The following is a 23,484-nucleotide window of genomic DNA, read 5'->3' on the forward strand; positions in this document are numbered from 1 at the left end:
CCGTGTCCGGCTACGGCAGGGGTTCGCCGTACCACATCTCGATGAGGCGGGCGGCGATGGAGATGCCGGTGGGCGGCAGGACCTCGCCGGAGGCGAAGGCGGCCCGCAGGTCGTCGCGGGAGAACCAGCGTGCTTCGTGGATCTCCTCGCCGTCGACCTGGATGTCGGCGGAGGTGGCGCGGGCCATGAAGCCGAGCATGAGGCTGGAGGGGAAGGGCCAGGGCTGGCTGGCGACGTACTCGACGTCGCCGACGACGACGCCGGCTTCCTCGGCGACCTCGCGGCGCACGGCCTGCTCGATGGATTCGCCGGGTTCGACGAAGCCGGCGAGGGTGGAGAAGCGGCCTTCGGGCCAGTGCATCTGGCGGCCGAGGAGGGCGCGGTCCTTCTCGTCGGTGACCAGCATGATCACGGCGGGGTCGGTGCGCGGGTAGTGCTCGGCGCCGCAGGCGGGGCAGCGGCGGATGTGGCCGGCGGCGGCGATGACGGTGCGCTCGCCGCAGCGGGAGCAGAAGCGGTGGAGGCGCTGCCAGTTCTCCAGGGCGACGGCGTGCACGAGGAGGCCGGCGTCGCGGGGCGAGAGGAGCAGTCCGGCCTCGCGGAGCCCGGCGGGCCGCGCGGACTGGTCCATGCGGCCGGGCAGGGTGTCCTTCTGCAGGGCGAAGTAGGCGACGCCGTCGGCGTCCTGGCCGAGGAAGTAGCGGTGGGTCTCGGTGGGGGGTGCCTCGAAGGCGGGGGTCATGACCAGTTCGGTGCGGCCGTCGGGGGTGTCGTCGACCAGGGCCTGGCCGCCGGAGACCACGAAGACCCGCGTCGAGGGGTGGCTCCAGGCGGCGGAGAGCCAGGCCTCGTCGAGGCGGTGGTGGGCGGCGCGGTCGATGCCGCTGGCGCCGCTGAGTGTGATCGGCCGGTCGGTGGCGTGTTCGGTCCAGGTGGTCACGGGTGTTTCCAACTCCCCCTCGGAATGGTGGTCGTACGTCACGCGTCAGGCGGCGGGCCGGCCGGTGGCGTGGGTGCCGGTGCTGCCGAGCTCTTCCCACAGGTGCGCGGCGGCTTCGGCGCCCTTGAGGAGGAGGCCGGTCTCGACCTTCTCGTTGGGGGCGTGCCAGCCGTCGGAGGGCACGGAGATGCCGAGGAAGAGCACGGGTGCTCCCAGGACGTCCTGGAGGTCGGCGGCGGGCCCGGAGCCGCCCTCGCGGGTGAAACGGATCTTCTGGCCGAAGGCGCGGCCCATGGCGGTGACGAGGCTGCGCAGGGCCGGGTGGTCGATGGGGGTGAGGCAGGGGCGGGTGGCGCCGGTGAAGACGGTCTCGTGCCGGATGCCGGCGGGCAGGCGGTCGGCGACCCAGTCGCGGACGAGGGCCTGGATGCGGTCGGGGTCCTGCCCGGCGACCAGCCGGAAGGACAGCTTCAGCCGGGCGGAGGCGGGGACGATGGTCTTGCCGCCGGGGCCGCCGTAGCCGCCGGTGATGCCGTTGACCTCGGCGGTGGGGCGGGCCCAGACGCGCTCGAGGGTGCTGTAGCCGCTCTCGCCGAGGGCGGCGTGGGAGTGGGCGGCGCGCAGCCAGCGGTCCTCGTCGAAGGGCAGCTCGGCGATGAGGCGGCGTTCTTCGTCGGTGAGCTCGGTGATGCCGTCGTAGAAGCCGGGGAGGGTGACGCGGCGGTCGTCGTCGTGGAGGGCGGCGACGAGGCGGGCGGCCTCGGTGGCGGGGTTGGGCACGGCGCCGCCGTAGGCGCCGGAGTGGATGTCCTGGTCGGGTCCGTGGAGGGTGATCTCGCACTCGACGAGGCCGCGGAGGCCGGTGCAGACGGTGGGGGTGTCCTCGGCCCACATGCCGGTGTCGGAGACGATCACGACGTCGCAGGCGAGGCGGTCGGCGTGGGTCTTGAGGAGGGCGGGGAAGTTCGGTGAGCCGGACTCCTCCTCGCCCTCGACGAGCAGCTTGAGGTTGACGGCGGGCGCGGTGCGGCCGGTGGCGGCGAGGTGGGCGCGGACGCCGAGGGTGTGGAAGAACACCTGGCCCTTGTCGTCGGCGGCGCCGCGGGCGTGGAGGCGGCCGTCGGTGAGGACGGGCTCGAACGGGTCGGTGTGCCAGCCGTCCTCGCGGGCGGCGGGCTGCACGTCGTGGTGGCCGTAGACGAGGACGGTGGGGGCGCCGGGGGTGCCGGAGGGCCATTCGGCGAACACCGCGGGGGCGCCTTCGCCGTTCTCGCCGGTGGGCCACACCTCGGCGACGGGGAAGCCGGTGGCGGTGAGAGCCTCGGCCAGCCAGGCGGCGCTGCGCCGTGTGTCGTCGGCGTGGGCGGGGTCGGCCCACACGGAGGGGATGCGCAGCCACTCGGCGAGGTCGTCGAGGAACGCGGCGCTGTGGCCTTCGATGTACGTGCGGACGGCGCTGTCCGGGGTGCTGCTCATGGCTCCGAGCCTAGCCGGAGCGGTGGTGTGACCAGGAGCGGGATTTCTCACGCGTCCTCCCCGCGGAGGATGCGTTCCAGGGCGGGGCGGTCGGGCAGTCCGGTGGGGCGGACGACGGTGCCGTCGGGGATGTGGACGAAGGCGGCGTCGACGGAGGTCAGGGGCAGGTCGTGCTGTTCGGCCCAGGCGAGGCGGTAGATGGCGAGCTGGAGGGGGTCGGGGCCGCCGGGTGTGCCGGGTGGGCCGGGGGTGGTGCGGCCGGTCTTCCAGTCGACGATCTCGTACCGTCCGGGGTCGTTCTCGTCGCGGTAGACGGCGTCGACGCGGCCGCGGATGAGGCGGCCGGCGAGGGTGATCTGGACGGGGTGCTCGACGCGGTGGGGTGTGCGGTGGGCGTAGGGCGTGCGGGCGAAGGCTTCCTTGAGGGCTTCGAGGTCGTACGGGTCGGGCTCGTCGTGCTCGGGTTCGGGCTCGTGCTCGTCGGGGCCGGGGAGGGGCAGGGGGAGGGTGTCGAAGCGGGACTGGAGCCAGGTGTGGAAGCGGGTGCCGCGGCGGGCGGCGGGCTGGGGCCGGCGGGGCATGGGGCGGGCCAGTTCGCGGGCGAAGGTGTCGGGGTCGGCGGCGAGCCGGACGAGTTCGGAGGCGGTGAGGGTGGCGGGCAGGGGGACGTCGTGGACGGTGGCGCGGGCGCGGCGGAGTTCGCCGGCGAGGGCGTCGAGGTCGCGGTCCCAGGAGTCGGCGAGGCGGGCCTCCTCGGGCAGGAGGTCGTCCTCGTCACCGGAGGCGGTCCCGGTTTCTCCGGGCTCGGCCGCTGTGTCGTCGTCCAGGGCGCGGAGGTGGGCGAGGACGGTGTCGGCGGCGGCGCGGCGGCGGGCGAGGGAGGCGGGGTCGAGGGGCAGGGGCCAGGTGTGGTCCTGGGCGGCTTCGGCGAGGGCGGGGTTCTCCTCGCCGGGGGCGGGGGCGTCGGCCCAGGTGTCGATCTCGCCGTGGCCGCGTTCGCAGTGGGTGCGCAGGGCGTGGAGGAAGGCGGAGGGGCCGCGGGGCTTCTTCTGCTGGGGTCCCCACCAGTGGCCGGAGCCGAGCAGCAGGGAGCGGGGGCGGGTGAAGGTGACGTAGCCGAGGCGGAGTTCCTCGGTGTGCTGGTGGTCCTTGAGGGCGGTTTTGAAGGCGGTGATGCCCTTGCTGTCCCAGGTGGTGATGTCGGGGAGGGTGTCGGCGTCGCCGCGGAGGGCGTGCGGCAGGACCTGGGGCTGGGCGGTCCAGGCGTCGCGGGCCTGTTCGCTGGGGAAGGTGCGGGCGACGAGGCCGGGGACGGCGACGACGTCCCATTCGAGGCCCTTGGATTTGTGCGCGGTGAGGATCTTGATGGTGTCCTCGGCGCCGGGCAGGGAGGTGTCGAGGCCTTTTTCGTAGCGCTCGGCGGTGCGGAGGAAGCCGAGGAAGGCGCCGAGGGTCGCTTCGCCGTCGAGGGCGGCGAAGCCGGCGGCGATGTCGAGGAACCGGGTGAGGGTCTCGCGGCGGCGGGCGGCGAGGGCGTGCGGGGAGGCGGACAGTTCGACGTCGAGGCCGGTGGTGGTGAGGACGCGGTGCAGGACGTCCATGAGGGGGTCGCCGAGGCCGCGGCGGAGGTCGCGGAGTTCGCCGGCGAGGCGGGCGAGGCGGATGCGGGCGTCGCTGGAGAAGGGCAGGCCGTCGTCGGGGGCGGCGTCGGGGGTGAGGAAGGTGTCGAGGGCGTCGGCGAGGGAGATCGTCTCGGCGGGGTCGGTGCCTTCGACGGCTTCGGCGAGGCGTCGGGCGGGGTCGGTGCCGTCGGGCCGGTGGGGGACGAGGGCGCGGGCGCGGCGGCCGAGGAGGGCGAGGTCGCGGGGGCCGATGCGCCAGCGGGGGCCGACGAGGAGGCGGACGAGGGAGGCGTTGGCGGTGGGGTCCTGGAGGACGTCGCAGACGGCCACCAGGTCGGCGATCTCGGGGAGGTGGAGGAGGCCGGAGAGGCCGACGACCTCGACGGGCAGGTCGTGGGCGACGAGGGCGGCCTGGATCTGGGCGAAGTCGCCGGCGGTGCGGCAGAGGACGGCGATGCCGGCGGGGCGGGTGCCGGTGCGGACGAGGTGGGCGAGGTGGCCGGCGAGCCACTGGAGCTCGTCGGCGTGGGTGGGCAGCAGGGCGCAGCGGACGCGGCCGTCGTGTTCGGCGCCGGGGGCGGGGCGGAGGGCTTCGACGCCTTCGTGGCGGGCGCGGAGGGGGGCGGCGAGGGTGTTGGCGAGGTCGAGGAGGCGGCCGCCGCTGCGGCGGTTCTCGCTGAGGGTGTGGCGGCGGGCGGGGGTGCCGTCGGCGTGGGGGAAGTGGTGGGGGAATTCGTCGAGGTTGGCGACGGAGGCGCCGCGCCAGCCGTAGATGGCCTGGCAGGGGTCGCCGACGGCGGTGACGGGGTGGCCGGTGCCGTGGCCGAAGAGGCCGGCGAGGAGGAGGCGCTGGGCGACGGAGGTGTCCTGGTACTCGTCGAGGAGGACGACGGCGTACTGGTCGCGGAGGATGCGGCCGACGTCGGGGCGGGTGCGGGCGAGGCGGGCGGCGAGGGCGATCTGGTCGCCGAAGTCGAGGAGGTCGCGGGCGCGCTTCTCGGCGCGGTAGGCGGTGACGAGGTCGAGGAGGTCGAGGCGGGCGCGGGCGGCCTGGGGGATCTTGCGCAGGTCGTCGTTGGTGAGGCGGACGCCGTCGAGGGTGCGCAGCAGTTCCTCGTCGTGGGTGCGGAGCGCGTCGGGGTCGGTGAGGTGCTCGGCGAGCTCGCCGTCGAGGGCGAGGACGTCGGCGACGAGGTCGGCGAAGGGGCGGGTGAGGGCGGGGTGGGGGCCGGGCGAGTCGCGCAGGACGCGGGCGGCGAGCTGGTAGCGGGTGGCGTCGGCGAGGAGGCGGGCGGTGGGCTCCAGGCCGATGCGCAGGCCGTGGTCCTTGAGCAGCTGGCCGGCGAAGGCGTGGTAGGTGGAGATGCGGGGTTCGCCGCCGGTGTCCTCGGGGTCGCCGCCGGCGGCCGCGGGGCCGGGGTCGTCGCCGCCGGTGATGCCGGCCTTGGCGAGGGCCTTGCGGACACGGTCGGCGAGCTCGCCGGCGGCCTTGTTGGTGAAGGTGAGGCCGAGGACGCGGTCGGGGGCGACCTGGCCGGTGCCGACGAGCCACACGACGCGGGCGGCCATGACGGTGGTCTTGCCGGAGCCGGCGCCCGCCACGATCACCTGCGGGGCGGGCGGCGCCGTGATGCAGGCCGTCTGCTGCTCGGTGAAGGGGATGCCGAGGAGCTCCTTGAGCTGCTCGGGGTCGGTCAGGCGCGCGGTCATACGGCAACGCTAACGGGGTGCGCGGACATCGTCCGGGCTCCGTCCACACCCCCGGTACGACAATCGTCCTGCGCGGCGCCGCCACGGTCCGCCGCGATCATTCGCGTCCTCATGCGACGATCCTCATGCGGCGATCCTCATTCGATGATCTGCCGGCCCTCGGGCCGTGCCGTGCACGAGGCGCGGAAGGCGCAGTGGGTGCAGTGCTGCCCGGGGCGGGGCGCGAACCGCTCCTCCAGGACGCGCCCGGCGGCCTCCGCCAGGAGCTCGCCGACCCACTCCCCCTCCAGGGGCTCCTGGGCCTGCACCTTGGGCAGGGCGTCGCCGCCGTCCTTCTTCGCCGCGCCCTGCCGCAGGTGGACGAGTTCGGCACCGCCGGAGGGCGGCCGGGCGCCGCCGAACAGGTCGTCGACGGCGCCCTCCTGGACGGCGCGCTGGTAGACGGCGAGCTGCGGGTGGCGTTCGACCTCCTTGCCGGAGGGCGCGTTCTTGCCGGTCTTGAAGTCGACGACGTAGGCGCGGCCCTGGGAGTCGCGTTCCACGCGGTCCATGGAGCCGCGGATGCGCACCAGGTACTGCTCGGCCTTCAGCGTGACGTCGAAGGGGTGCTCGGTGGCGACGGGAACGCGGTCGCGTTCCATGACGTGCCAGCGCAGGAAGCGTTCGAGGGCGGCGCGGGCGTTCTCCTTCTCCTGCGCCGACTTCCACGGCGCGTCGAAGGCGAGGGCGTCCCACACCGACTCCAGGCGTTCCATGAGCACGGCCAGGTCGGCGGGGGTGCGGCCGGAGGCGACCTCGTCGGCGAGGACGTGCACGACGTTGCCGAAGCCCTGGGCGGCGGTGGCGGGGGTGTCGGCCTTGACCTCGCGGCCGAGGAACCACTGGAGGGAGCAGGTGGCGGTGAGCTGGCCGAGGGCGGAGCCGGAGAGGGCCACGGGCCGGTCGGGGGCGCGCAGCGGCGTGTCGTTGTGCGTGGCGTCGTGCAGGCCCCACCAGCGGTAGGGGTGGGCGGTGGGTACGAGGGGGGTGCCCTCCTCGTCGCGGAGCGCGGCGAGCCGGGCCAGGCGGCGGGCGGCGGCGGCGCGCAGCGCGGGCGAGGCGCCGGGGTCGACGGTGGTGGCGCGGAGCTCGGCGACGAGGGCGGCGACGGCCAGGGGGCGGCGGGGCCGCTGGGTGACGTCGACGGGTTCGGTGCCGAGTTCGGCGAGGAAGCGGGACGGCTGGTCGCCGTCCTCGGCGGCGGCCTTGACGGCGGTGACGACGAGGCGTTCGCGGGCGCGGGTCGCGGCGACGTAGAAGAGGCGGCGTTCCTCGGCGAGCAGCGCGGCGGCGCTGAGGGGTTCGGCGAGGCCGTCGCGGCCGATGCGGTCGGCCTCCAGGAGGGAGCCGCGGCGCCGCAGGTCGGGCCAGAGGCCCTCCTGTACGCCGGCGACGACCACGAGCCGCCATTCCAGGCCCTTGGAGCGGTGCGCGGTCATCAGCCGTACGGCGTCGGGGCGCACGGCGCGGCGGGTGAGGGTGTCGGCGGCGATGTCCTGGGCGGCGAGTTCGTCGAGGAAGTTGAGGGCGCCGCGGCCGCCGGTGCGTTCCTCTGCGCGGGCGGCGGTCTCGAACAGGGCGCACACCGCGTCCAGGTCGCGGTCGGCGTTGCGGCCGGCGGGGCCGCCGCGGTGTGCGGCGCGCTGGAGGCGGCCGGGCCACGGCGTGCCGTCCCACAGGGTCCACAGGGCGTCCTCGGCGGTGCCGCCGCCGGCGAGGACGGCGCGGGCCCGGTGCAGGAGGGCGCCCAGGCGCTGGGCGGGGCGTGCGTACGCCGGGTCGTGCGCGTCGAGCCGTGCGGGGTCGGCCAGGGCCTCGGCCACGAGGACGTCGGAGGGGCGCGGGAGGCGCCCCTCCGGTGCCCCGGCGGCCCGCTCCTCCTCGCGGAGGGCGCGGCCGAGGCGGCGCAGGTCGGCGGCGTCCATCCCGCCGAGGGGTGACGTGAGGAGGGTGAGCGCGGTCTCGGGGGCCAGGGCCCCGCGGGTCCCCTCCGGGGTGCGGGCCGTCTCCGGGTGCGGGTGCGGGTGGCCCTCCGGGGTGCTGTCCGTCTCCGGGTGCGGGTGCGTCGTGGGCCGCGCCTTCGGCGCGGGTTCCTCACCCTCCCGCCCGTCCGAATCCGTCTCACGAGCAGGCACCTCAACGCCCTCCGCCGCGACGCCCTCCGCCGCCCACTCCGCCGCCACGCGCAGTGCCGTCAGCAGGGGGGCCACCGCCGGTTCGTCGCGTAGGGGGATGTCGTCGCCGTCCACCTCCACCGGGACGCCTGCCGAGGTGAGGGCGCGGCGCAGGGACGGTATCGAGCGGGCGCCCGCGCGGACCAGGACGGCCATCTCGTGCCACGGCACCCCGTCCTCCAGGTGGGCGCGGCGCAGGACGTCGGCGATGTTGTCGGTCTCCGCGCCGGCCGTCGGGTAGGTGTACGCCTCGACGCGGCCGCCCTCCCGGACGGCCGTCAGCTCCCGGTGGGCCCGGACGGCGTCGGCGGGGAGCCGGGTGAGGGGCATGCGGCGGGTGAGGAGGCGCGTGGCGGCGAGGAGGGCGGCGCCGGAGCGGCGGGAGGTGGTGAGGACGGCGACGGGCGCCGGCGTGCCGTCGTGGCGGGGGAAGGCGTGCGGGAAGTCGAGGATGCCGCCGACGTCGGCACCGCGGAACGCGTAGATGGACTGGTCGGGGTCGCCGAAGGCGACGAGGGTGCGGCCGCCGCCGGCCAGGGCGTGCAGCAGCCGCACCTGCGCGGGGTCGGTGTCCTGGTACTCGTCGACGAACACCGCGTCGTACGCCCCCGCGAGCCGCGCCGCGACCTCGGGGCGCCCGGCGAGCAGCACGGCGCGGTGCACCAGCTCGGCGTAGTCGAGGACGCCGCGGTGGTCGAGGACGTCGAGGTACTCGGCGAGGAAGGACGCGGCGGCGGCCCAGTCGGGGCGGCCGGTGCGGCGGGCGAACGAGCCGAGCTCGGTGGGGCCGAGGCCCAGCTCGCGGGTGCGGGCGAGGACGGCGCGCATCTCGTCGGCGAAGCCGCGGGTGGTGAGGCAGGCGCGCAGGTCGCCGGGCCAGCGGACGCGGCCGCGGCCCTCCTGGTCGAGGGCGACCTCGCCGGCGAGGAGCTCGCGCACCATGACGTCCTGCTCGGGGCCGGAGAGCAGCCGCGGCGGTGCGGCGTCGAGGCCGGTGTCCTCGTGGGCGGCGAGCAGGGCGAGGCAGTAGGAGTGGAAGGTGGTGGCCTGGGGGGCGTGCGCGCCCCCCATTCGCGCCGCCATGCGGTCGCGGAGTTCGACGGCGGCCTTGCGGCTGAAGGTGAGCACCAGGAGCCGCTCGGGGGCGGTGCCGCGGCGGACGCGCTCGGCGACGGCCTCCACGAGCGTGGTGGTCTTCCCGGTGCCGGGCCCGGCGAGCACCAGCAGCGGCCCGTGCGCGTGGTCAACCACGGCGCGCTGGCGTGCGTCCAGCTCAGGAAGGGCCACGGGGGCCGGCGGCGTGCGCAGGAGGCGGTACGCGCCGGCCGGGTGGGAGGACGGGGAGGAGCTCACGTGGATTGCCGGTCCTGGGGGTGTGCGGTGCGGGGTGCGGCCCCCGACGCTACGCCAGGGGCAGGGTGGGGCGCAGGGCGTCGCGTGCGGCGTCACCGGTCTCGCGGGGCGTCGTCCGTTCGGGTGTCGTACGGGACGGACGGGGCTGGCGCCCCGCCCCACCCGGGCCGGTCACGTGTGCGGATTCACACCGTCGTCCGCCTCGTCCACGTCGTCCGGGCCGCCGCTCACCCCGTCCCACCGGGCGCGGGCCAGCGCGATGCGTGGGGGCCCGGCCGCCGTGGTGCGCAGCGGGGTGCCCTCGTCCCGGTAGTGGGCCAGGGCGCGCTGCTCGTGGCCGGGCAGCAGGACGCCGTCGGCGCGGACGACGCGCCACCACGGCACGGCGGCGCCGTAGAGGGCCATGACCCGGCCGACCTGGCGGGGGCCGCCCTCGCCCAGGTACTCGGCGACGTCCCCGTAGGTCATCACGCGGCCGGGCGGGATGTGCTCGGCGACGGTCAGCACCCTCTCCGCGTACTCCGGGTGGCCGGGAAGCTCAGTCACCCGCCCATCTTGCCGCACCCCTCGGACACCACCCGCACCCTCCAGGGCGACGGACACCCGGAGCCGCACCCGGAGCCGGAGCCTCCACAAGATCACTCAGAGTGCGCCGGGGCGCTACAGGGCGTACGATCCACAGTCCGCGCCCCCGAAATACACCCTGATACCCCCTTGCCCCGCCGGGTCATGCCACCATCTTCCGGGCGGTGACAGGTGATAAGAGACCGAGAAGAGACGCACGAGCAGCAGGGCGCGCGGACCCATGGAGGGGCCGGCGCCCCCCGAGGGCTGCCGTGCGACGGTGAAGGCGGCGAGGTCCACATCGACAAGATCTCCGGCGACGAGCCGCTGCTGCCCGCCCGCGTCCACCGCCCCGCCGACCTGGTCCGCATGTTCCTGGGCATCGTGGGCATCGCCCTGGTGCTGGCGCTGGCGGCGTTCGCCCACGGCACCACGGCGGGCCTGGAGCGCGACATCGGCGAGCGCACCGTCAAGGCGCCGGAGCTGCTGGCGCACTTCGCGGGGCTCGGCGCCAACGTCGCGATCTTCATCGTGCCGGTGGCCTTCGCCATCGAACGGCTGATCAAACGGGACGGGCTGCGCATCGCCGACGGGGTGCTGGCGGCGGTGCTGGCGCACGGCGCCGCGCTGGCCACCGACCTGTGGGTGGCGAAGACCGCCCCCGCGTCGATCCGGGACGCGCTCACCACGCACTCGCCGACCGGCGCGGTCACCGACCCCGTGCACGGCTACCTCGCCCCCGTCATCGCCTACATGACGGCCGTCGGCATGTCGCGCCGCCCGCGCTGGCGGGTGGCGATGTGGGCGGTACTGCTGCTGGACGCGTTCGCGGTGCTGGTCAACGGCTACAGCACGCCGTTCTCCATCGTCGTGACCGTGCTCATCGGCTGGACGGTGGCCTACGGCACCCTCTACGCCGTCGGCTCCCCCAACGTCCGCCCCACCGGCCAGCACCTCCTCGCGGGCCTGCGCCGGGTCGGGTTCAAGCCCGTCAGCGCGCTGCGCACCGAGGACCCGGCCGAGGCCGAGCGCCACCCCGACCGGGGCCGCCGCTACCTGGTCACCCTCGAGGACGGCCCACCCCTCGACGTGACCGTCGTCGACCGCGAGCAGCAGGCGCAGGGCTTCTTCTACCGCGTGTGGCACCGCCTGGCGCTGCGCAGCATGACGCAGCGCCGCAGCCTGCTGACGCTGCGGCAGGCCCTGGAGCAGGAGGCCCTCCTCGCCTATGCGGCGATCGCCGCCGGCGCCAACGCGCCCAAGCTGATCGCCACCTCCGAGCTGGGCCCGGACGCGGTGATGCTGATCTACGAGCATGTGAGCGCCCGCACGCTGGACGCCCTGCCGGAGGAGGAGTTCACCGACGACCTGATGCGGGGCGCGTGGCGCCAGCTGGAGGCCCTCCAGTCGCGGCGCATCGCCCACCGCAGGCTCGACGGGGACGCCCTGCTGGTGGATCGTTCCGGCAACGTCGTCCTCACCGACCTGCGCGGCGGTGAGATCGCGGCGGGCGACCTGGTGCTGCGCATGGACGTCGCCCAGCTCCTCGTGACGCTCGGCCTCCGGGTCGGGGCGCAGCGCGCGGTCGCCACCGGCGTGAGCGTCCTGGGCCCCGACGCGATCGCCGACAGCCTGCCCCTGCTCCAGCCGCTCGCCCTGACCCGCGTGAGCCGCGGCACCCTGCGCCAGCTCGCGCGCGAGCGCGCGCAGCGCGAACGCGACCGCGTCCTGGAGGCCGCCCGCGCCGCCAAGGAGGCGCGCAGCGAGGCCGTCAGCGACCGCAAGGCGCTCAAGGCCGAGCGGCAGGCGGAGAAGAAGGCCCTCGACGAGGCCAGGGAAGAGGCGCGCGACGAGGACCTGCTCGCGCAGATCCGCCGCGAGGTCCTCCTCATCCGCCCCCAGGCACCCATAGAGCCCGTACGTCTCGAACGCATCAAGCCGCGCACGCTCATCAGCTTCGTGGCGGGCGCCTTCGCCGCGTACTTCCTGCTGTCGCAGCTGACGCACATCAAGTTCGGCGACCTGGTCCGGGCCAACCTGGTGTGGGTCGCGGTCGCCGTCGCGTTCCAGGCGCTGACGTACGTCGCGGCGGCGCTCAGCCTGCTCGGTTTCGTACCGGAGAAGGTGTCGATGGGCCGCACGGTGCTGGCCCAGGTCGCGGGGTCCTTCGTGAAGCTGGTGGCGCCGGCCGCCGTGGGCGGCGTGGCCCTGAACACGCGGTTCCTCCAGCGCGCCGGCGTCCGGCCCGGCCTCGCGGTGGCCAGCGTGGGCGCCTCGCAGCTGTTCGGCCTGGCCTGCCACATCATGCTGCTGCTGTCGTTCGGCTACATCACCGGCACCGAACGCAGTTCGACGCTCGGCCCCTCCCGCACGGTGATCGGCGGCCTGCTCACGGCGGCGGTCCTCGTGCTGGTGGTCGCGGCGATCCCGGTGCTGCGCAAGTTCGTCTCCACCCGGCTGCGCTCCCTCTTCGCCGGCGTCGTGCCGCGCATGCTGGACGTGCTCCAGCGCCCGCAGAAGCTGCTGTCGGGCATCGGCGGCATGCTGCTGCTGACCGCGGCCAACGTGATGTGCCTCGACGCGGCGATCCGCGCCTTCGGCGGCGAGCTCAGCTACGCCAGCATCGCGGTGGTCTTCCTCACCGCGAACGCCCTCGGCTCCGCGGCCCCCACACCGGGCGGCGTCGGCGCCGTCGAATTCGCCCTGACCACGGCCCTGACGTTCGCCGGCCTGCCGGCCGAGCAGGCCGCGCCCGCCGTCCTGCTCTTCCGCCTGATGACGCTGTGGCTGCCGGTCCTCCCCGGCTGGCTGTGCTTCAACCACCTCACCCGCAAGGAAGCGATCTAGCACCTGCCGGTCACAGGAGCCGATCCGCCTTGCAGATGCGGCCCGCAGGGCCATACGGTGCCGCACATGCGCACGTACACCATCGGCGGGGCAGCACGGCTGCTCGGCGTCAGCCCCGACACGGTCCGCCGCTGGGCCGACGCCGGCCGGCTGCCCACCCGGCGGGACGAGACCGGCCGGCGCCTCGTCGAGGGCACGGACCTGGCGGCCTTCGCCACCGCCCTGGCGAGCGAACCGGACAAGCCCGGCGAGCCGTCGCACACCAGCGCGCGCAACGCGTTCCCCGGCATCATCACGGCGGTGAAGCTCGGCGACGTCGCCGCGCAGGTGGAGATCCAGGCCGGCCCGCACCGCCTGGTGTCCCTGCTGACCCGCGAGGCGGTCGAGGAACTGGGCCTGGCCGTCGGCATGGAGGCCGTGGCCCGCGTCAAGGCCACCAACGTCCACATCGACCGCGCCCCCGACGGCGCCTGAGAGGGACCGAGCACCCATGCCCCGTACGTTCCGGGCCAAGAGCGCCAAGAGCGCCCTCACCGCCGCAGCCACTGCCGCCACAGCCCTCCTCGCCCTCACCGCCTGCTCCACGTCCCCCACGTCCTCCCCCTCCGGGAAGGGCGACGCGCCGCAGCAGGTGACGGTCCTCGCCGCGGCCTCCCTCACCGACGTCTTCGGCGAGGCGAAGAAGGCGTACGAGAAGAAGCACCCGGACACGCGCCTCACCTTCTCCTTCGCGGGCTCCCAGGAGCTGGCGGCCCAGGTCCGGCAGGGCGTGCCCGCCGACGCCCTCGTGACGGCCGACACCAGGACGATGGACGACCTCGCCGCGCGCACCGGCAAGCCCACCACCATCGCCAAGAACCGCCTCACCATCGCGACGGCCCCCGGCAACCCCAAGGGCATCCACGGCCTGGCCGACCTCTCCCGCTCCGACCTGAAGGTGGTCCTGGCCGCGCCGCAGGTACCGGCGGGCCGCTACAGCAAGAAGGTCCTCGACGAGCAGCACGTGACCGTCGCACCGGTCTCGCAGGAGCCCAGTGTCCGGGCCGTCCTCAGCAAGGTCACCCTGGGCGAGGCCGACGCGGGCCTGGTCTACGTCACGGACGCCACCGCCAAGCAGAACAAGCAGAAGGTGACGACCGTCACGATCCCCGACGCGCAGAACGCCGTCGCCTCCTACCCGGCGGCCACCCTGAAGAACGCCAAGCACCCCGAGCAGGCGAAGGAGTTCGTCGCCTGGCTCGGCACCGACGAGGCCCAGGCGATCCTCCGCAAGGCAGGCTTCCAGCAGCCGTGAGGTCCATGAGGTCCCGCACGCGCCCGCACCTGCCCGCCGGGCGGTTCCCCCTCCCCCTGGTGGTGCCGGCGGCGCTGGCGGTGACGTTCCTGCTCCTGCCCCTGGCCGGCATCCTCGCCCGCACCCCGTGGAGCTCCCTGCCCGCGCGCCTCGCCTCGCCCGCCGTGAAGGAGGCCCTGTCCCTCAGCCTCACGGTCTCGACGGGCGCCCTCGCGCTGTCCCTGGTGCTCGGCGTACCGCTCGCCTGGCTGCTGGCCCGTACGCACTTCCGCGGCAAGGCGCTGGTCCGCTGCCTGGTCCTGCTGCCCATGGTGCTGCCCCCGACGGTGGCCGGCGTGGCCCTGCTCCAGGGCTACGGACGGCAGGGCGTCGCCGGGCAGCTCCTGGACGCGTGGCTGGGCGTCTCCCTCCCCTTCACGACGGGCGGGGCCGTCCTCGCCGCGACGTTCGTCGCCATGCCGTTCCTGGTGATCAGCCTGGAGGGCACCCTGTCCGCCCTGGACGCCCGCTACGAGGAGACGGCGACGTCCCTGGGCGCGAGCCCCCTCCGGGTCTTCCGGACGATCACGCTCCCCATGACGGCGCCGGGCCTCGTCGCCGGGGCGGCGCTGTGCTGGGCCAGGGCGCTGGGCGAGTTCGGGGCGACCATCACGTTCGCGGGCAACCTGCCGGGCGAGACCCAGACCCTGCCGCTCCAGGTATACCTGCTGCTCCAGGACGACCCCGAGGGCGCGACGGCCCTGTCGCTGGTCCTCCTGGCCGCGGCGACGGCCGTCCTCGTCCTGCTGCGGGGCAACTGGACGGGCCGGCGCCCCGTACGGACCCCACGCCCCGCGCCGCCCGACCCCACCGACCCCGCAGGGCCCACGCCCCCCGAGCCCGCAGCACCACCCCCCGCACACCCCCACCCCACCCCCCAGCCCCTGCGCACCACCGTCACCGGCGCCGTCACCGCGGCCCTCGACGCGGCACCCGGCACCACCATCGCCGTGGTCGGCCCCAACGGCGCCGGCAAGTCGACCCTGCTCCGCGCGCTCCTCGGCCTCACCGACCGCGCCACCACCCCCGCCACCGCTCCCCCGCACCGCCGCCGCGCCGCCTGGGTGCCGCAGGACGGCGCGCTCTTCCCGCACCTCACGGCCGTCGCCAACACCGCGTACGGGCTGCGCGCCCAGGGCGTGCCCAAGGCCCGCGCGCACGCCACCGCCCGGCAGTGGCTGGAGAGCCTCGGCATCGGCCCGGACCTGGCCGGCCGCCGCCCCGGCCGGCTCAGCGGCGGCCAGGCCCAGCGCGTCGCCCTGGCCCGCGCGCTGGCCGCCGGGCCGCGCCTGCTGCTCCTCGACGAGCCCCTGACCGCGCTGGACCAGACGACCCGCGCCCACGTGCGCCACACGCTGCGCACGCACCTCGCCGCCTTCCCCGGGGTGTGCCTGATGGTCACGCACGACCCCGTGGAGGCGGTGTCGCTCGCCGACCACGTGCTCGTGCTGGAGGACGGCCGGGTCACGCAGTACGCCACGCCCGCCGAACTGACCCGCCGGCCGCGCTCCCCGTGGGTCGCGCGCATGCTGGGCGACAACGCGTGGGAGGCCGAGGCGGCCGGGGACGGCACCCTCGCCCTCACGACGGGCGCCACCCTCCGCACCGCGGACGCCCCCGCCGGCGCCGCACCCGGCCTGGCGGTCGTACCGCCCCACGCCGTCTCCCTCCACGCCACCGCACCCAAGGGCGCCGGCGCCCGCACCGTCTGGCACGGCACCGTCCGGGAGATCACCGCGCAGGGCGGCCGGCTCCGCACCCTCGTCGCGGCGGAACCGCACGGCACGCCGCTCGTCGCCGAGCTCACCCCGGCCGCCGCGGCCGGCCTGGGCCTGACGGAGGGCGCCACGGTGTGGGCGAGCATCAAGACCACCGAGGTCAGGTTCGTCACGCTGTAGAGCAGCCGAGGGACAGCTGCAGGACGGCTCCTAGGACGCCGGCACCAGAGCCCGTAACCCGTACGCCCGCACCGCGCGCGCCCCGCACCGCGCGCCCCGAGGATGGACAGCGTGTCCAGACCCGTACGGGCGCCCGGCGCCCGCGCCCTTCTCTGCGCGTGCGCACTGTTGCTGACGGCCACGGCGTGCAGCGGCAAGGACGCGGCGAGGACCGGCACCGGCTCCGGCAGCCCACGGAGCGGCGACACCATATCCACCGCGGGACCGGAACCCGCCCCCTCGGACCTGGCCACGCAGAAGCTCGACTGGAAGACCTGCCCGCCGCCCAACAGCAGCGAGGACAGCGGCGCCGGCAGACCCCCCGGCAAGGACTGGGAGTGCGCGACGCTCCGCGCCCCGCTGGACTACGCGCACCCGCACGGCGGCACCATCGGCATCGCCATGATCCGGGCGAGGGCCACCGATCAGAGCCACCGCATCGGCTCGCTGCTCTTCAACTTCGGCGGCCCCGGCGGCTCCGGCGTCACCACGCTCCCCTCGTTCGCCGACGACTACCGCACCCTCCGCACCCGCTACGACCTCGTCAGCTTCGACCCGCGCGGCGTGGGCCGCAGCGACGGCGTCACGTGCCTCGACGACAAGCAGCTCGACGCCTACTACGCGGCGGACGCCGCCCCCGCGACCCCGGCCGCCGCCAAGGCGCTGCTGGACCGCATCCACCAGTACAACAACGGCTGCCGGCAGCGCTCCGGGAAGATCCTGCCGTACGTCGGCACGGCGAACGCGGCCCGCGACATGGACCTGATGCGGCAGGTGCTCGGCGACGACAAGCTGCACTACTTCGGCATCTCGTACGGCACCGAACTCGGCGGCGTCTACGCCCACCTCTTCCCGAAGAACGTCGGCCGGGGCGTGCTCGACGGCGTCGTGGACCCCACCACCGACCCGGTGCGCAGCGCCCTCGCGCAGGCCGCCGGCTTCCAGCTCGCGCTCGGCAACTACATGACCGCCTGCACGCGCACGCACGACAACTGCCCCACGGAGCAGCAGATCACGGCGCTGCTCGACCGGCTGGACAAGAAGCCCATCCCCACCGGCGACCCGGCGGGCCGCACCCTCACCAAGTCCCTGGCCACCACCGGCATCGCCCAGTCCCTCTACTCCAAGGACTTCTGGGACTACCTCACCGAGGGCGTGGAGGACGCGGAGAACGGCGACGGCAAGATCCTGCTGGCGCTGGCCGATTCGATGAACGGCCGCGGCCCGGACGGCCGCTACAGCTCGCTCCAGGCGTCCCTCGCCGCCGTCACCTGCGCCGACTTCGCGCAGCGCTACGGCCCGGAGGACGTCGAGGCGAAGCGGGCGGAGTTCCGCAAGGCGTCGCCCGTGTTCGGGGACTTCATGGCGTGGAGCCTGCTCCAGTGCTCCGGTTGGCCCGTAAAGGGCGAATGGCAGACGCCCGATGTGAGCGCGAAGGGCGCGGCGCCGGTCCTCGTGGTCGGCAACACCGGTGACCCGGCGACCCCTTACGAGGGTGCGCGGCGGATGGCGCAGGAGCTGGGCCCGGGGGTGGGCGTGGAGATGACGTACCGGGGCGAAGGCCATGGCGCGTACGACAGCGGCAATGCCTGTGTGAAGAAGGCAGTTGACGCATACCTGATGGAAGGCACCGTTCCGGGGCGCGGCACGGTGTGTTCATAGGACCCATAGCACAGCACTCCGGTACTACTTAATGGGCGGACGGGACGGTCCGGGGCCCGCACTACCATCGCCCGCACTCGGCAGTACGAGGGGAGGGCACGTGGCATACGGGCGGACGCTCACCGGCGCGCTGGCCGTCGCCGCCCTCGTCGCGGCCGTCGTGGCGCTGTGGCAGACCCAGTCGGGCCCGCTGGAGGACCGGCACCGCGCCTACTGCTGGGGCACGTGGCGCGAGGACGCCGGCCCGTCGCCGCGCGGCACCGCCGGCCGCCAGGTGCGGGAGGAGGCGCCCACGCGCCGCCGCCCCACAGGCCGTTGCACGCTCAGCTGGCTCGGCGCCGGCGGACCGGAGGACCGGCGCGGCATCGACCTGCGCTACGGGCCCGGCCCGGCGGCGGCCGACGAGCGCAGGGCCTGGCTGGCGGGCCTCTTCACGGGCCACGACACGGCCCTGCCGGACGGCATCCCCGGCTTCGTCACGGCCGTGTCCGGCACGCTCGTGCTGCCGCGCCCCTGCGACGTGGACGGCAGGCCGACGGTGCTCACGCTGACCGGCACCTTCGACTCCACGCCGGCCCGCACCGGCCGGCTGCTGCTGGAGGCGGCCCACCACGCGGCGCGGGCCACCGGCTGCGCCCCCTCGGCCACGGTGCCGGCCGGGGCCGCGACGGCCGTCACCGACGTCACCGAACCGCCCGGCCCGCAGCACGCCCCGCAGAGCGCCCCCCGCGACACCCCGCCCCGCACCCCGCACGCGAGCCCCCACGACGGCCCGGCCACCGCCCCGCCCGACTGCACGGCCCACCTGGGCACGCACCCGCGGGAGGCACAGGAGGACTTCCTCAGCTGCTCGTTACGGACCACGCCCGCGACCATGCTGGCCCGCCCCGGGCTGGTGGCCCTCTTCGACGGGCTCCCCGAGGACCGCACCCTCCTCCGCACCGACTGCGGAGGCCGCACCACCGTCTTCACGGCCCGCGCGCCGTGGAAGGCCCGCTCCACCACCCCCGCCCCGGAGTTCCCGCGGTTCGTCCGCGCCCTCAGCGCACGGAAGGGCTGCGCGCCCCCGCGCTCCCTCCGAGGTCACGCGCTCCCTCCCCCGGCGCCCGTACGCCGGGGACGCCACGGAGGGGAGGGGACCATTCCTCCGTAGAGTGCATGGAATGAGTCCCTCTCGGCCACGGGTCACCCCCCTCGCCTCCGTCGTCCTCGCGCTCGTGCTGACCGCCGCCGCCACCGCGTGCAGCGGCCAGGACGGGGCCGGCACCGACAGCAAGAACACCCCCGGCACCGCCGGCGGCACCGGGACCGGCGGCACGACCTCCCCCGCCGTACGGCTCTCCTGGTCCTCCTGCCCGGCACCCACCGCCGCCCAGGGCGGCGGCAAGGCCCCCGGCAAGGGCTGGGAGTGCGCGAGACTGCCCGTACCGCTCGACTACGACCAGCCGGACGGCAAGAAGATCGAGCTCGCGCTGATCCGTACGAAGGCCCGCGACCAGCACCGGCGCATCGGCTCGCTCGTCTTCAACTTCGGCGGCCCCGGCGGCTCCGGCGTCGCGACCCTGCCCGCGCTCGCCGACGGCTACGGCACCCTGCGCGACCGCTACGACCTCGTCAGCTTCGACCCGCGCGGCGTCGGCGAGAGCGCCGGCGTGACCTGCCAGAGCGACCGGGAACTCGACGCGTCCCTCCAGACCGACGCCACCCCCGACGACGACGCCGAACTCCGCACGCTCCTCGCCGAGAACAAGAAGGCCGTCGACGCCTGCGCCAAGAACTCCGGCACGGTCCTCCCCCACGTCGGCACCGTCGACGCCGCCCGCGACATGGACCGCATCCGCGCCTCGCTCGGCGACGAGAAGCTCAACTACTTCGGCATCTCCTACGGCACCGAACTCGGCGGCGTCTACGCCCACCTCTACCCGAAGAACGTCGGCCGCGCCGTCCTCGACGCCGTCGTCGACCCCACCCAGGACCCGCTGCAGGGCGGCATCGGCCAGGCCAAGGGGTTCCAGCTGGCCCTGGACGACTACCTCAAGGACTGCTCCTCCGGCGGCGCCTCCGCCGGCCTCGGCGGCGCCCGCTGCTCCTCCCTGGACGACATCACCGCGCTCCTCAAGCGGCTCGACGCCACGCCGCTCCCCACCGACGGCAGCCGCAAACTCACCCAGGACGAGGCCGTGAACGGCATCGCCGCCGCCCTCTACTCCAAGGACACCTGGCGGTACCTGACGGTGGGCCTCCGCGAGGCCATCGACAAGGGCACCGGCAACACCCTGCTGCTGCTCTTCGACAGCATCTCCGGCCGCTCCCCCGACGGCCGTTACAGCAACCTCCAGGCCGCCAACCGGGCCATCTCCTGCGCCGACGCCGAACAGCGCTACACCGTCGACGACGTGCGGCAGCACCTGCCGGAATTCCGCGCCGCCTCCCCCGTGTTCGGCGAGTCGGCGGCCTGGTCGATGCTGTCCTGCACGGGCTGGCCCGTGAAGGGCCGGTGGAAGACGTCCGACGTGACCGCCGCCGGCGCCCCGCCCATCCTCGTCGTGGGCAACGCCGGCGACCCGGCGACCCCCGTGGCCGGCGCCCGCGCCATGGCCGGCCGGCTCGGCAAGGGCGTGGGCGTCGTGCTCACCGTGCAGGGCGAGGGCCACGGCACGTACGGGGTGAGCAGCTGCGCCACCAAGGCCGTCGACGCCCACCTGCTGGACGGCAAGGTCCCGGCGGACGGGACGACCTGCGGCGGGTAGGGACACATACGGAACGGGCCCGCTCGCCATGGGCGAGCGGGCCCGTGAACCGGCACCCGTCAGTACACCGGCTTGTGCGGCTCGATCTGGTTCACCCAGCCGATCACGCCGCCGCCCACGTGCACCGCGTCGGCGAACCCGGCGGACTTCAGCACCGCCAGCACCTCCGCCGAGCGGACACCCGTCTTGCAGTGCAGGACGATCTTCTTGTCCTGCGGCAGGTCCTGCAGCGCGGTGCCCATCAGGAACTCGTTCTTCGGGATCAGCCGCGCACCCGGGATGGACACGATCTCGTACTCGTTGGGCTCACGGACGTCGATGACGTCGATGTTCTCGCCCGCGTCCAGCCACTCCTTCAGCTGGGCCGGGGTGATCGTGGAGCCGGCGGCGGCCTGCTGCGCCTCCTCGCTCACCACGCCGCAGAACGCCTCGTAGTCGATGAGCTCGGTGACCGTGGGGTTCTTGCCGCAGACCGCGCAGTCGGGGTCCTTGCGGACCTTGACCTGGCGGTAGGTCATCTCCAGCGCGTCGTAGATCATCAGCCGGCCGACCAGCGGCTCGCCGATGCCCGCCAGCAGCTTGATCGCCTCGTTCACCTGGATCGACCCGATGGACGCGCACAGCACGCCCAGCACGCCGCCCTCGGCGCACGACGGCACCATGCCCGGCGGCGGGGGCTCGGGGTAGAGGCAGCGGTAGCAGGGGCCGTGCTCGCTCCAGAAGACGGACGCCTGGCCGTCGAAGCGGTAGATCGAGCCCCACACGTACGGCTTGTTCAGCAGCACGCACGCGTCGTTGACCAGGTAGCGCGTGGCGAAGTTGTCCGTGCCGTCGACGATCAGGTCGTACTGGGCGAAGATCTCCATCACGTTGGAGGAGTCCAGGCGCTCCTGGTGCAGCACCACGTCCACGTACGGGTTGATGCCCCGCACGGTGTCGCGCGCCGACTCCGCCTTGGAGCGGCCGATGTCGGCCTGGGAGTGGATGATCTGCCGCTGCAGGTTCGACTCGTCGACCTCGTCGAACTCGACGATGCCGAGGGTGCCGACCCCGGCGGCGGCGAGGTACATGAGGGCCGGCGAACCGAGGCCGCCGGCCCCCACGCACAGCACCTTCGCGTTCTTCAGGCGCTTCTGCCCGTCCATCCCGACGTCCGGGATGATCAGGTGGCGGGAGTACCGACGGACCTCGTCGACGGTGAGCTCGGATGCCGGCTCGACCAGCGGTGGCAGCGACACGGGGACTCCAGGGGTCATCCCCGCGGGCGCGGGGAACATGGACGCGGCTTCATTGCCCGTAACACTGCCACGCCCCGTCTCATTCCGAGACACCAGGTCCGATGCGCGAGACAAGATCGTCCCAGTAGCCGGGCATGCACTCCCACGGGTCGAGGGCGCCCCGCCCGCCGCCGTGGTCGGTGCGGTCGGTGACGTAGACCGTGCCGGCGCCCTGCCAGCGGGCGATGCGCAGCGCCTCGTCGAGGTGCGTCAGCGGCACGCCGTGCACGAGGTGGCAGAACCGCTCCGGCGGGTGCCCGGCGGTCCAGGCGGGCGCCTGCGACCAGCGGTAGCCGGACCAGGGGCCGGCGTAGGTCACCAACTGGTCGGCGAGCGCCGCGTACCCCTCGCAGGCGTGCGTGCCGTGCATCAGCACGACGTGGGCGCCGGGCAGGAGGGTGCGCAGGGCGCCGGTGAGCCGGCGGGTGCAGGGCAGGCCGGCGGCGTCGGCGGGGCAGCGGCCGAGGGCGAACCCGTCGACGCGGTACCAGTTGAGGAAGCGCTGGGCGTCGGAGAGGAGTTCGCCGAAGGGCCGGGCGCCGTGGCCGGTGTCGAGGTGGCCGAGGACGCGGACGCCGTTGCTGCGCAGCGGGACGGCGGCGGACAGCCAGTACGGGTCCTGGCGGCCGCCGGGCCCGCCGGCGAAGGAGTCGGGGCCGGTGGGCGCGGCGGCGCCGAGCACCACCCAGTCGAGCGGCAGCCCGGCGCGCTGGAGGCCGCCCCACTCGGCGGGGGCGACGAGGGGGTGGGCGAAGCCGGGCACGGCGAGCCGCAGCGGGGCCTTGCGGGCGGCGACGCCCCGGCGGTGGCCGGGCGAGGTCAGATGCGACACGCGGCCTCCATCCAGATGTCGGCCAGCGACTCCTCCAGGCTGATCCGGGGCCGCCAGCCGAGCCGGTCGCGGGCGGTGCGCACGTCGGCCTGCTGCCACACGCCGCAGCCGTCGGGGTAGGGGTAGGCGGGCGGGGCGCCCAGGTGGGGGTCGTCGAGTTCGTGCAGGGCGCCGCCGAAGCCGGCGACGCGGGCGAGCAGGGTGGCGGCGTCGCGCAGCCGTACGGCGCGGCCGGTGCCGATGTTGACGGCGCCCTGGGCGGCGGACAGGGAGGCGGCGTGCACGGCGCGGGCGATGTCGCGGACGTCGACGAAGTCACGCTGGACGCCGAGGCCGGTGAGCTTGAGCTCGTTGTCGCCGTTCTGCATGGCCCGGCGCATGGCCTCGGCGAGCCGGCCGAGGGGCGAGCCGGCCGGGGTGCCGGGGCCGACCGGCGAGAAGACGCGCAGCACGATGGCGTCGAGGCCGGAGCCGAGGACGAGTTCGGTGGCGGCGAGCTTGCTGACCCCGTACGGGCCGCCGGGGCGGGGCACGGCGTCCTCGGCGGTGGTGGAGCCGGGCTGGGAGGGCCCGTACTCGGAGGAGCAGCCCACCTGGACGAGGCGGGCGCCGCAGCCGCTGCGGCGCAGCGACTCGCAGACGGTGGCGACGGCGACGGTGTTGTGGCGGGCGAGGTCGCGGGCGCCGCCGCGGGTGGCGCCGGCGCAGTTGATGACGACGCCGGGGTGGACGGCGTTGAGGAACCGGGTCAGCGCGCCGGGGCTGCCGGTGGCCAGGTCGAAGCGGACGTCCGCGTCGTCGCCGCGGCCCAGGGCGGTGAGCTGGACGGCGGGGTCGGCGAGCAGCCGGTCGGCGACGAAGCGGCCGAGGTAACCGTTGGCGCCGAGCAGCAGGACTCTCATCGGTCGTGCCCTCGCTCTCGCCGGGTGGGGGGAACGGGGTGAACGGTCATCTTCCTGGGTCTCCTC

The 23,484-nt window shown here is 74.9% G+C and carries 15 protein-coding genes; 7 read left to right on the forward strand and 8 right to left on the reverse strand.

Translation table 11 applies throughout. From position 1 onward, the window contains the following. Positions 1-10 precede the first annotated feature (10 nt). The 5 genes from nudC to IE305_RS28410 all read right to left on the reverse strand — a co-directional run bounded on the left by nudC (position 11) and on the right by IE305_RS28410 (position 9,860). A complete protein-coding gene (gene nudC, locus IE305_RS28390) occupies positions 11-940 on the reverse strand; it encodes an NAD(+) diphosphatase (RefSeq protein ID WP_190132653.1) in 930 nt (309 codons plus the stop codon). Positions 941-985: 45 nt separating this feature from the next. Beyond that, on the reverse strand, positions 986-2,416 hold the full coding sequence (locus IE305_RS28395; protein ID WP_190132654.1) for a M20/M25/M40 family metallo-hydrolase: 1,431 nt from the start codon (positions 2,414-2,416) through the stop codon (positions 986-988). Positions 2,417-2,463: 47 nt separating this feature from the next. Then, complete coding sequence (locus tag IE305_RS28400) at positions 2,464-5,748, reverse strand: ATP-dependent DNA helicase (RefSeq protein WP_190132655.1); 3,285 nt, start codon at positions 5,746-5,748, stop codon at positions 2,464-2,466. 137 nt (positions 5,749-5,885) lie between these two features. After that, a complete protein-coding gene (locus IE305_RS28405) occupies positions 5,886-9,314 on the reverse strand; it encodes an ATP-dependent helicase (protein ID WP_373311770.1) in 3,429 nt (1,142 codons plus the stop codon). A 171-nt stretch (positions 9,315-9,485) separates the two neighbouring features. Continuing rightward, positions 9,486-9,860, reverse strand: coding sequence for an MGMT family protein (locus tag IE305_RS28410; protein WP_308440284.1), 375 nt, complete (start codon positions 9,858-9,860; stop codon positions 9,486-9,488). Positions 9,861-10,070: 210 nt separating this feature from the next. Between IE305_RS28410 and IE305_RS28415 the strand changes: the two genes are divergently transcribed. The 7 genes from IE305_RS28415 to IE305_RS28445 all read left to right on the forward strand — a co-directional run bounded on the left by IE305_RS28415 (position 10,071) and on the right by IE305_RS28445 (position 20,407). After that, on the forward strand, positions 10,071-12,725 hold the full coding sequence (locus tag IE305_RS28415) for a lysylphosphatidylglycerol synthase transmembrane domain-containing protein (protein WP_190132657.1): 2,655 nt from the start codon (positions 10,071-10,073) through the stop codon (positions 12,723-12,725). A gap of 66 nt (positions 12,726-12,791) precedes the next feature. After that, positions 12,792-13,199 (forward strand): TOBE domain-containing protein, encoded by a 408-nt coding sequence (locus tag IE305_RS28420; RefSeq protein ID WP_190132658.1) that lies wholly within the window; start codon positions 12,792-12,794, stop codon positions 13,197-13,199. 16 nt (positions 13,200-13,215) lie between these two features. Further along, positions 13,216-14,019, forward strand: a complete 804-nt coding sequence (gene modA / locus IE305_RS28425; protein WP_190132659.1) for a molybdate ABC transporter substrate-binding protein — start codon at positions 13,216-13,218, stop codon at positions 14,017-14,019. A gap of 5 nt (positions 14,020-14,024) precedes the next feature. Further along, complete coding sequence (locus tag IE305_RS28430; protein WP_190132660.1) at positions 14,025-15,956, forward strand: ABC transporter permease; 1,932 nt, start codon at positions 14,025-14,027, stop codon at positions 15,954-15,956. Between the two features lie 102 nt (positions 15,957-16,058). Further along, on the forward strand, positions 16,059-17,657 hold the full coding sequence (locus IE305_RS28435) for an alpha/beta hydrolase (protein WP_190132661.1): 1,599 nt from the start codon (positions 16,059-16,061) through the stop codon (positions 17,655-17,657). A gap of 100 nt (positions 17,658-17,757) precedes the next feature. Continuing rightward, positions 17,758-18,810: a hypothetical protein gene (locus tag IE305_RS28440; RefSeq protein ID WP_190132662.1), complete on the forward strand. Its 1,053-nt coding sequence runs from the start codon at positions 17,758-17,760 to the stop codon at positions 18,808-18,810. Between the two features lie 10 nt (positions 18,811-18,820). Next, a complete protein-coding gene (locus IE305_RS28445; RefSeq protein ID WP_190132663.1) occupies positions 18,821-20,407 on the forward strand; it encodes an alpha/beta hydrolase in 1,587 nt (528 codons plus the stop codon). A 59-nt stretch (positions 20,408-20,466) separates the two neighbouring features. Here IE305_RS28445 and moeZ read toward each other — a convergent pair whose 3' ends face one another. The 3 genes from moeZ to IE305_RS28460 form a co-directional block, all read right to left on the reverse strand. Continuing rightward, the gene (gene moeZ, locus IE305_RS28450; protein ID WP_190132664.1) at positions 20,467-21,645 is read right to left on the reverse strand and encodes an adenylyltransferase/sulfurtransferase MoeZ; all 1,179 of its coding nucleotides are present in this window, start codon (positions 21,643-21,645) and stop codon (positions 20,467-20,469) included. A gap of 79 nt (positions 21,646-21,724) precedes the next feature. Beyond that, positions 21,725-22,516 (reverse strand): spherulation-specific family 4 protein, encoded by a 792-nt coding sequence (locus IE305_RS28455; protein WP_190132665.1) that lies wholly within the window; start codon positions 22,514-22,516, stop codon positions 21,725-21,727. Next, positions 22,504-23,418, reverse strand: coding sequence for an NAD-dependent epimerase/dehydratase family protein (locus tag IE305_RS28460; protein ID WP_190132666.1), 915 nt, complete (start codon positions 23,416-23,418; stop codon positions 22,504-22,506). Before IE305_RS28460 ends, IE305_RS28455 begins: the two co-directional genes overlap by 13 nt. Positions 23,419-23,484: the final 66 nt, after the last annotated feature.

The sequence above is a fragment of the Streptomyces mashuensis genome, assembly GCF_014654785.1.
In the GTDB taxonomy this organism is placed as follows: Bacteria; Actinomycetota; Actinomycetes; order Streptomycetales; family Streptomycetaceae; genus Streptomyces; species Streptomyces mashuensis.